Source organism: Winogradskya humida (genome assembly GCF_016862215.1).
In the GTDB taxonomy this organism is placed as follows: domain Bacteria; phylum Actinomycetota; class Actinomycetes; order Mycobacteriales; family Micromonosporaceae; genus Actinoplanes; species Actinoplanes humidus.
Map to the genome: position 1 here is coordinate 23,780 of NZ_BOMN01000071.1, position 8,835 is coordinate 32,614.

An 8,835-nucleotide genomic window follows, 5' to 3' on the forward strand; every position below is an offset into this window, starting at 1 on the left:
CTACTCCTAACGATGACCGGAATCGGGGACGAAAACGAGGACCGGGCGATCAGCCGCCCGGGTTCTCCATCCGGCCGGCGACCACAGCCTCGGCCACGACGGTGACCTCCGCCTCGGTCAGCCGGTGGGTGCCCTCAGCCGTCGCCGTCATCACCACCGGGTAGATCTTGCGGGTCACGTCCGGCCCACCGGTCGCGGTGTCGTCGTCGGCGGCGTCGTACAACGCCTCGACAGCGAGCCGGATCGCGTCCTCGGTGCTCACCCCGGCGCGGTACTTCTTCTTGAGCGCCGACTTGGCGAACAACGACCCGGAACCGATCGCGTCGTAGCCGGTCTCCTCGTAGAGCCCGCCCGCGACGTCGAAACTGAAGATGCGCCCCGGCCGGGACTCATCGGTCGGCGACAGGTCGAACCCCGCGAACAGCGGAACCACGGCGAGACCCTGCATGGCCGCACCGAGGTTGCCGCGCACCATCGCGGCCAGCCGGTTCGCCTTACCGTCGAGCGAGAGCATCGCGCCCTCGATCTTCTCGTAGTGCTCCAGCTCCACCTGGAAGATCCGCATCAGCTCGATGCCGATCCCGGCGGTCCCGGCGATACCGATCACGGAATAGGCGTCGGCGGGGTGCACCTTCTCGATGTCCCGGCTCGCGATCAGGTTTCCCATGGTCGCCCGCCGGTCCCCGGCCATGACAACGCCGTCAGCCGTCGCGATGGCCACGATCGTCGTGCCGTGCGGCGCGAGATCACCGGCCGACAGCCCCGGCGGAAGCGGCCGGCGCCCCGGCAACAGCTCCGGGGCGGCCTGGCTCAGGAACTGCGTGAAGGACGACGTCCCCGCATTGGTGAACACATCTGGAAGACGCCCGGATGGATCAAAAGCCGCTGCCACGTGGTTCCTTTCAGATATGCGATCGCGCCGGCGAGGAACACCGGGTCGTCCCGGAACTGCCCCAGCCCGCCATTGCAGTTGAAGCACAATATCCCGCGCACCCACCCGGTGCGATGGTCGTGATCGAGGTGTTGAGGATCTTCTACGCCACAAATCGCGCAGACGCCACCCTGCTCCGCCAGAAGCTCATCGAACACTGCCTGATCGATGCCGTAGCGGCGGCGGAGGTGATACTCCCGAGAACCGCCGTACAGCCGTTCCTTGGACTCCTTGCCACGGGCGTTGTGGCACGGCAGACAGTACGAGTGGTAGCCGCTGCTGTGGGCACGAGTCCGGGCGAAATCCGCGAGCGGCTTTACCGTGCCGCAGTCAGGACACCACTTACTGCCAGACGGCACCGGCTCCGTGGAGCGCCGTTGCGCGTTGATGCCTCGCTTCCGGCAGCTCGCCTCCGATCTCTCGGAGGCGCACCGCTTGCAATAGAAAGCTAAGCCGTCACTACGCCGCTTGTTGGAGTGAAACTCCGTCGAAGGCAGAACTTGTGCACACTGAGGACAGCGCTTCATACCCGAATCCCCCGAATCGGACATAAGCCTCATTGGCCTCCTTTTTGCACGTACCCTCTCACGAACTCCTCGGCATTTTCTTCGAGGACGGAGTCGATTTCGTCCAGGAGGTCGTCGACGTCCTCGGTGATCTCCGCGTGCCGCTCGGCGACCTCGGGATTGGCCTCGGTGGTGACGTCCTCGATCTCCTCGTCGCGCTTGCCCTTGCCGGACTGCGACTGGCCGCCGGTGTCTCGAGTTGCCATCGGTGTCCCCCTTCAAGACCCAACCGCTTCGGGTTGGGAAAAACCTACCTCGCGGATACGACGAAAACCGGTGCGGCGCCGCGTGTTTCTCTGCGGGCGAACCCGCGGAGCAGCACTACCGGCTGGTGATCACCTCGAGCAGATCCTTCGCGGTGTCGCACTTGTCGAACAGGGCGCCCACGTGCTTCTTGGTGCCGCGTTCGGGTTCCATCATCGGGACCCGGACGAGGGATTCACGGCCGACGTCGAAGATGACCGAGTCCCAGCTGGCAGCGACCACTTCGGACGCGTACCGCGCGAGGCACTGGCCGCGGAAGTACGCCCGGGTGTCCTCGGGCGGCTCCACCATGGCGCGGCGGGTCTCCTCGTCGTCGAGGAGGGTTTTCATCGAGCCCCGGGCCACCAGGCGGTGGTAGAGGCCCTTCTCGGGGCGCACGTCGGAGTACTGCAGGTCGACGAGGCCGAGCTTGGGTGACGACCAGGTGAGGTTCTCGCGGTCGCGGTAGCCCTCGAGCAGGCGCAGTTTGGCGACCCAGTCGAGTTCCTCGGAGCATTTCATGGGGTCGTCGCCGAGGCGGGTGAGGACGCTCTCCCAGCGGTCGAGCACGTCGACGGTCTGCTCGTCGGCGTCGGCGCCGTAGCGCTCGTCCACGAAGGCCTTGGCGCGCTCGTAGTAGGCCCATTGGAGGTCGAGGGCGGTGAGCCGGCGGCCGTCGCGCAGGCGCATGAGGTGTTTGAGCGACGGGTCGTGGCTGACGGCCTTGAGCTCGCTGACGGGGTCGGCGATGCCGAGCTCGCCGGTGAAGACCTTCGCCTCGATCATGGCGAGGATCAGGGCGCTGGTGCCGACCTTGAGGTAGGTGGAGATCTCGGAGAGGTTCGCGTCGCCGATGATCACGTGCAGGCGGCGGTACTTGTCGGCGTCCGAGTGGGGTTCGTCGCGGGTGTTGATGATCGGGCGCTTGAGGGTGGTTTCGAGGCCCACCTCGACCTCGAAGAAGTCGGCGCGCGAGGAGATCTGGAAGCCGGCTCCGGAGCCGTCCTGCCCGATGCCGACGCGGCCGGCGCCGCAGAAGATCTGCCGGGTGACGAAGAACGGGGTGAGGTGCGCGACGATGTCCGCGAACGGTGTCTGGCGGCTCATGGAGTAGTTCTCGTGCGAGCCGTACGACGCGCCCTTGTTGTCGGTGTTGTTCTTGTAGAGCTGGATGCGGTGGGTGCCGGGGATGGTCGCGGCGCGGCGGGCGGCTTCGGCCATGACGCGTTCGCCGGCCTTGTCCCAGCGGACGATGTCCAGCGGGTTGGTGCATTCGGGGGTGCTGTATTCGGGGTGTGCGTGGTCGACGTAGAGGCGGGCACCGTTGGTCAGTATCACGTTGGCCAGGCCGAGGTCCTCGTCGGCGAGTGCGTCCGCCGGGTCGTAGGCCGCGCCGGAGTAGGTGAAGCCGCGGGCGTCGCGCAGGGGTGATTCTTCCTCGTAGTCCCATCGGGCGCGGCCGCCGCGGTTGTTCAGCTCCGGCCGGGCTCCGTACGCGTTGACGACCTGGGATGAGGTGACCATCGGGTTGGCGCCGGGCTGTCCGGGCACGGAGATTCCGTACTCGACCTCGGTGCCCATGATTCGCCGAACGCTCATGCGATTACTCCGCCCGCCACTGTGCTGCCGTTGCCCATGTATCGAGCCTAGACGCTTCCGTAGCAGTTCTCGCCCCGGGCCGTACCCGGAACGCCACGCTTAGTAAAGAAAACGCGGGCGAGGGACAAGCCCTCGCCCGCGTCTCTGCGTCTTCCAAAAAAGAACTACAGGTACTGACCGGTGTTGCTGGCCGTCTCGATGGAGCGGCCGGCCTCGGCGCCCTTGCCGCCGGAGACGAGCGTGCGGATGTAGACGATCCGCTCGCCCTTCTTGCCGGAGATGCGGGCCCAGTCGTCCGGGTTGGTGGTGTTGGGCAGGTCCTCGTTCTCGCGGAACTCGTCGACGCAGCTGTCGAGCAGGTGCTGCAGGCGCAGCCCCTTCTTGCCGGAGGTGAGGAACTCCTTGATGGCCATCTTCTTGCCGCGGTCGACGATGTTCTGGATCATCGCACCGGAGTTGAAGTCCTTGAAGTACAGGACCTCCTTGTCACCGTTGGCATAGGTGACCTCCAGGAAGCGGTTCTCCTCGGACTCCGTGTACATCCTCAGGACGACTGCCTCGATCATGGCGGCGACGGTGACGTCCCGGTCGTTGCCGTGCTCGGTGAGGTCGTCCGTGCTCAGCGGCAGGCCGCTGAGGATGTACTTGGCGAAGATGTCCTTCGCGGCTTCCGCGTCGGGGCGCTCGATCTTGATCTTCACGTCGAGCCGGCCGGGTCGCAGGATGGCCGGGTCGATCATGTCCTCGCGGTTGGAGGCGCCGATGACGATGACGTTCTCGAGGCCCTCGACACCGTCGATCTCGCTGAGCAGCTGCGGGACGATGGTGTTCTCGACGTCGGAGGAGACGCCGGAGCCACGGGTGCGGAAGATCGAGTCCATCTCGTCGAAGAACACGATGACCGGCGTACCTTCGCCGGCTTTCTCCCGGGCCCGCTGGAAGACCAGGCGGATGTGCCGCTCGGTCTCACCCACGTACTTGTTGAGCAGCTCGGGACCCTTGATGTTGAGGAAGTAGCTGGTGTGCTTCTCCTCACCGCGGCGCTCGGCGATCTTCTTCGCGAGCGAGTTGGCGACCGCCTTGGCGATCAGGGTCTTACCGCAGCCGGGCGGGCCGTAGAGCAGGATGCCCTTCGGCGGGCGCAGCTGGTGCTCCCGGAACAGGTCGGCGTGCAGGAAGGGCAGCTCCACCGCGTCGCGGATCTGCTCGATCTGCGAGTGCAGACCACCGATGTCGGTGTAGTCGACGTCCGGCACCTCTTCGAGGACGAGCTCCTCGACCTCGCTCTTCGGGATGCGCTCGTACGCGTACGCCGAGCGCGGCTCGATCATGAGTGAGTCGCCGGCCCGCAGCTTGGAGACGATCAGGCTGTCGGCGAGGTGGACGATGCGCTCCTCGTCGGAGTGCGAGACGACCAGGGCCCGGTCTCCGGGACCGCCGTCGGGGTTGTCCAGCACCTCTTTGAGGAGGACAACCTCACCGACCCGCTCGTAGCCGAACGCGTCGACCACGTTGAGCGCGTCGTTGAGCAGGACTTCCTGCCCGCGTTTGAGCTCCTCGACCTCGAGGGACGGGGAGACTGCCACGCGGAGCTTGCGGCCGCCGGTGAAGACATCGACGGTGCCGTCCTCGTGCGCGGCCAGGAAGACGCCGTAGCCGCTGGGCGGCTGGGCGAGCCGGTCAATCTCTTCTTTGAGAGTGACGATCTGAGCCCGGGCTTCCTTGAGGGTCGCCACGAGCCTGTCGTTGTTCTCTGTCACTCGGGAGAGCTGCGCCTGCGTTGCCGCGAGCCGTTCCTCGAGTTGACGGACGTGTCGGGGGCTTTCGGTCAACTTCCGCCGAACCAGAGCGAGTTCCTCCTGCAGGAACGCAACCTGGCTGGAGAGATCGTTGGCCTCTTTCTCCCAACGTGCGGCGCGTGAATCCGCCTCGTCGCTACGTGCCACGTCCCACCTCCCCGGGGGCTCGAACGTTCTACCCACAACACTAACCGCTGAACGGCGGATTTCGACCCATGCAACACCCTCGTCACTGAAGCTTGATCGATTGGGGCAGGTGGGCACGCCGAGTGGTCAGGGGGTTCGGGTACCGTCGGTCAGAGCTATCGAGGGGGGTGTCCGGTGTCCGTGCAGACCGGTACAGACGAGCTTGAGGTCTGGGTGGACCAGGACCTGTGCACCGGCGACGGGCTGTGTGTGCAGTACGCGCCCGAGGTCTTCGAGTTCGACATCGACGGGCTCGCATACGTCAAGGACAGCGCCGGTGAGCTGCTGCAGAGCCCCGGGGTGCGCACGGGGGTCCCGGCGCACCTGGTGCTGGAAGTGATCGATTCGGCGAAGGAGTGCCCGGGCGACTGCATCCACGTCGTGCGCGCGTCCGACGACGTGGAGGTCGCCGGACCGGAGGCCGAAGACTAGACCGGAATCCCCGAGGAAAATGTCACAGTGTCGGGCGTCCGACCAAAGATGCGACAACTCGGGAAAATTCCTCCAACCGGGCAATCTGCCCGGGACCGCCGTCGTCGAGGGTCTTGCCGAACCGCAGCGCGTCGTGGCGCAGCGCGGCCCGGCCCTCCTCCTCGGCCATCCCGGGCGGGGGCACCGCGTCGTCGACCGAGCTCAGCAGCAGGTAGACGTCAATGCTGTCGACCCGCGCCTGCCCGCTCGAGGTGCGGGTGAGCCGCCGGCGGCAGCCCACCTCGGTCACCGTCGACAGCGGCACCACCCGCAGCGACGAGGTCATCGACCCCACCGGCCCGTCGCCGGGCGCCACGTCCTCGCCGTGCCACAGCACGAGGCGGCTGCCGTCACAGATGACGACCTCCTGCCACACGCCGTTGACCTCGTTGACGAAGCGCTCGAGGGTGAAGCAGAGCACCGACGCGCCGCGCAGCACGCCGAAGAGGGCGTCGAGGGCCACCTCCGGATCACGCAGGTAGGCACGCGCGGCCGAGTCCAGGTCCTCGTACGGCGACCAGTCGGGGAACACAGCCGGCATCTCGTTGCTGCCCCCGAACGGCGGAGAACTCATCGCGCCCACCCGTTCCCTCCCAAGCCCGAACAAACCGCGACGGAAACTACCGGACGTGCGCCACGCCGTCACGCCACCGGATCGACGTCCTCGACTACGGACTCCTCCGCGGCCACGGCTGCCTCGTTCGCCACTGCGGCGGCGAGCGCGGCCTGGGCGGCGCGGCGTAGTGCGTACGCTTCGGCGCCCTTGCTCGGCTTGCGCCGCCGCGGGGGTGCCGTGACGCCGGGGGCGAGTTTGCGGGCCGAGACCAGGAACGCGGTGTGCGCGACCATCCTGTGGTCCGGACGGACAGCGAGCCCCTCGGCGTGCCAGTCGCGCACGAGCGACTCCCACGCGCGTGGCTCGGTCCAGCCGCCACGCTCGCGCAGCGCCTCCACCAGCTCCGACAACTGCGGGGTCGTGGCGACGTACCCGATGAAGACACCACCGGGGATGAGCGCCTTCTCGACCATGTCTAGGGTCTCCCACGGGGTCAGCATGTCGAGGATGATCCGGTCGAAACCGGTCTCCGTGTTGCCGGCCACGTCACCGTGGTGCAGGTTCCACGCCGGGTGCGGCCCGCCGAAGAAGGCCTCGACGTTCTTACGGGCGATGGCAAGAAAATCTTCCCGCATCTCGTACGAGTGCAGCTCACCGCCGCCGCCGACCGCACGCAGCAGCGAGCAGCTCAGCGCACCCGACCCGGCACCGGCCTCGAGAACCTTCGCACCCGGGAAGATGTCACCCATCGCGACGATCTGCGCGGCGTCCTTGGGATAGATGACCTGCGCGCCCCGCGGCATCGACAGCACGTAATCGGACAGCAGCGGGCGCAGCGCCAGGTAGGCGGTGCCGCCGGCGGAGACGACGACGCTGCCGTCGGGCAGGCCGATCAGCGCGTCGTGCGCGAGGGCGCCGCGGTGGGTGTGGAACTCCTTACCGGGCTCCAGGACGATGGTGTGCATGCGGTTCTTGGGATCCGTGAGCTGCACGCGGTCGCCCGGACGGAACGGCCCGCGGTGGGCGGGCACGACTTCTTCGGCGACGGTGTTGTCCTGAACGGTCACTGATCCCTCTCTCGATGTTTCACGCGGTCCTGCGGCGCGTGGTCCGGCGCGGCTCCAGCAACTCCGCCAGGTCCGCGACGCGCAACACGCCGACGACATCCTCGCCTGCCGTCACCGCGTACTGTGCACCCGGGTGGGCCTGAACGGCCCGGACCACCTGCTCGCCGGTGAGATCGGCGGCCAGGACCGGCACCCGCGCGAGGTCCCTGGCCACCGTGTCGATGCTCACCCAGGGCCGTCGCTCGGCCGGCACAGCGGCCATCGCGGCCTCATCGACCAGCGCCACCACCCTGCCTTCGGCATCGGCCACGGCCAGGCTCTGGTGCGATTCGGCGCGGCGCTGTGCCTCCGCGAGAGGCATCCCCGACGGTACGCGGTAGAGCGGCCGGGCGAGCGCCGCAAGCTCGACGAGCGGGAAGCGACGCGTCATCCGCGCCAGCCGGATCGACTGACCGGCGCCCTGCCACAGCGTGAATGTGACCAGAAGAATGAAGATCACCCCGAACAGGGTGAGCACCTCGAGCCGGTACAGCATGATCACGGCGAAAGCGGTCAGCAGCGCGATCCCCCGCCCGGCCCACGCCGCGACCTCGGTGGCCCTGTTCCGATCCTTGATCACCGCCCACACCACGGCCCGCAACGCCCGCCCGCCGTCCAGCGGCAGCCCCGGCAGCACATTGAAGATCGCCACGATGACATTGCTCGCGGCCAGCTGGAACGCGATCTCCCCGGCCACGGTCCGCTCCGGCAGGGCGAACGCCGCCCCGGTCGCGATCGCCCCGAGCACGAACGACACAGCCGGCCCCGCCAGCGAGATCAGCGCCTCCACCCGCGGGCTCGGCGCGTCCCGATCCATCTCGGTCCAACCCCCGAGCAGCTCCAGCGTGATCCCCCGCACACCGATGCCGTAGTGCCGCGCCGTCAGCGCATGCCCCAGCTCGTGCAACAGAACCGAACCCATCAGACAAACCACAAACCCGAGGCCGATGGCGTACGCGTAAACGGGCCCCAACCCCAGCTCGCTCTCCGCGTACCCCCCGTAAACCACCGTGACCAGGATCGCGAGCAGAATCATCGACGGGCTGGCGAACACCGCGAACCCCAGCACCCGCCCCAGCGGCCGCCTGCCACGCCGAGCCACCGGTGTCCGCTGAACGTCATCCTCCACGGGAAGGATGCTACGGACCGACCCTGAGAGCCGGTTTTGTCGTACCTCTCCCCTAGCCTTGGGGGTATGACGGCAGAAGCGGTTACGTCCCCCTCGTCCCCTGCGCCGCCCCCGGCCGATCTGCCTCCGGTTTCGGCTGATCTGTCCCCGGCTCCGGCTGATGTGCCGCTGGTTTCGGCTGATCTGCCGCTGGTTTCGGCTGATCTGCCGCTGGTTTCGGCTGATCTGCCGCTGGTTTCGGCTGATCTG

The 8,835-nt window shown here is 67.4% G+C and carries 10 protein-coding genes; 2 read left to right on the forward strand and 8 right to left on the reverse strand.

The window, feature by feature from the left end:
* Positions 1-49: 49 nt before the first annotated feature.
* From prcB to arc, 5 genes are all read right to left on the reverse strand, one after another.
* Positions 50-892, reverse strand: a complete 843-nt coding sequence (gene prcB, locus Ahu01nite_RS26905) for a proteasome subunit beta (protein WP_203839419.1) — start codon at positions 890-892, stop codon at positions 50-52.
* A complete protein-coding gene (locus Ahu01nite_RS26910) occupies positions 811-1,290 on the reverse strand; it encodes an endonuclease VII domain-containing protein (RefSeq protein WP_239159168.1) in 480 nt (159 codons plus the stop codon). Before Ahu01nite_RS26910 ends, prcB begins: the two co-directional genes overlap by 82 nt.
* A gap of 197 nt (positions 1,291-1,487) precedes the next feature.
* A complete protein-coding gene (locus Ahu01nite_RS26915) occupies positions 1,488-1,703 on the reverse strand; it encodes a ubiquitin-like protein Pup (protein WP_106124861.1) in 216 nt (71 codons plus the stop codon).
* A gap of 115 nt (positions 1,704-1,818) precedes the next feature.
* Positions 1,819-3,339, reverse strand: a complete 1,521-nt coding sequence (gene dop / locus Ahu01nite_RS26920) for a depupylase/deamidase Dop (protein WP_344572319.1) — start codon at positions 3,337-3,339, stop codon at positions 1,819-1,821.
* Positions 3,340-3,503: 164 nt separating this feature from the next.
* Positions 3,504-5,285, reverse strand: a complete 1,782-nt coding sequence (arc, locus tag Ahu01nite_RS26925; RefSeq protein ID WP_203839421.1) for a proteasome ATPase — start codon at positions 5,283-5,285, stop codon at positions 3,504-3,506.
* Positions 5,286-5,465: 180 nt separating this feature from the next.
* Between arc and Ahu01nite_RS26930 the strand changes: the two genes are divergently transcribed.
* Positions 5,466-5,756, forward strand: a complete 291-nt coding sequence (locus Ahu01nite_RS26930; RefSeq protein WP_203839422.1) for a ferredoxin — start codon at positions 5,466-5,468, stop codon at positions 5,754-5,756.
* Between the two features lie 22 nt (positions 5,757-5,778).
* Here Ahu01nite_RS26930 and Ahu01nite_RS26935 read toward each other — a convergent pair whose 3' ends face one another.
* The 3 genes from Ahu01nite_RS26935 to Ahu01nite_RS26945 form a co-directional block, all read right to left on the reverse strand.
* Positions 5,779-6,369 carry a hypothetical protein gene (locus Ahu01nite_RS26935; RefSeq protein WP_203839423.1) on the reverse strand — a complete coding sequence of 197 codons (591 nt, stop codon included), beginning with the start codon at positions 6,367-6,369 and terminating at the stop codon, positions 5,779-5,781.
* Between the two features lie 68 nt (positions 6,370-6,437).
* Positions 6,438-7,418, reverse strand: coding sequence for a tRNA (adenine-N1)-methyltransferase (locus Ahu01nite_RS26940; protein ID WP_203839424.1), 981 nt, complete (start codon positions 7,416-7,418; stop codon positions 6,438-6,440).
* A 19-nt stretch (positions 7,419-7,437) separates the two neighbouring features.
* Complete coding sequence (locus tag Ahu01nite_RS26945) at positions 7,438-8,493, reverse strand: site-2 protease family protein (RefSeq protein WP_239159169.1); 1,056 nt, start codon at positions 8,491-8,493, stop codon at positions 7,438-7,440.
* A gap of 159 nt (positions 8,494-8,652) precedes the next feature.
* Here Ahu01nite_RS26945 and Ahu01nite_RS26950 point away from each other — a divergent pair.
* On the forward strand, positions 8,653-8,835 hold a 183-nt coding region (locus tag Ahu01nite_RS26950; protein ID WP_438874833.1), incomplete at its 3' end, for a hypothetical protein.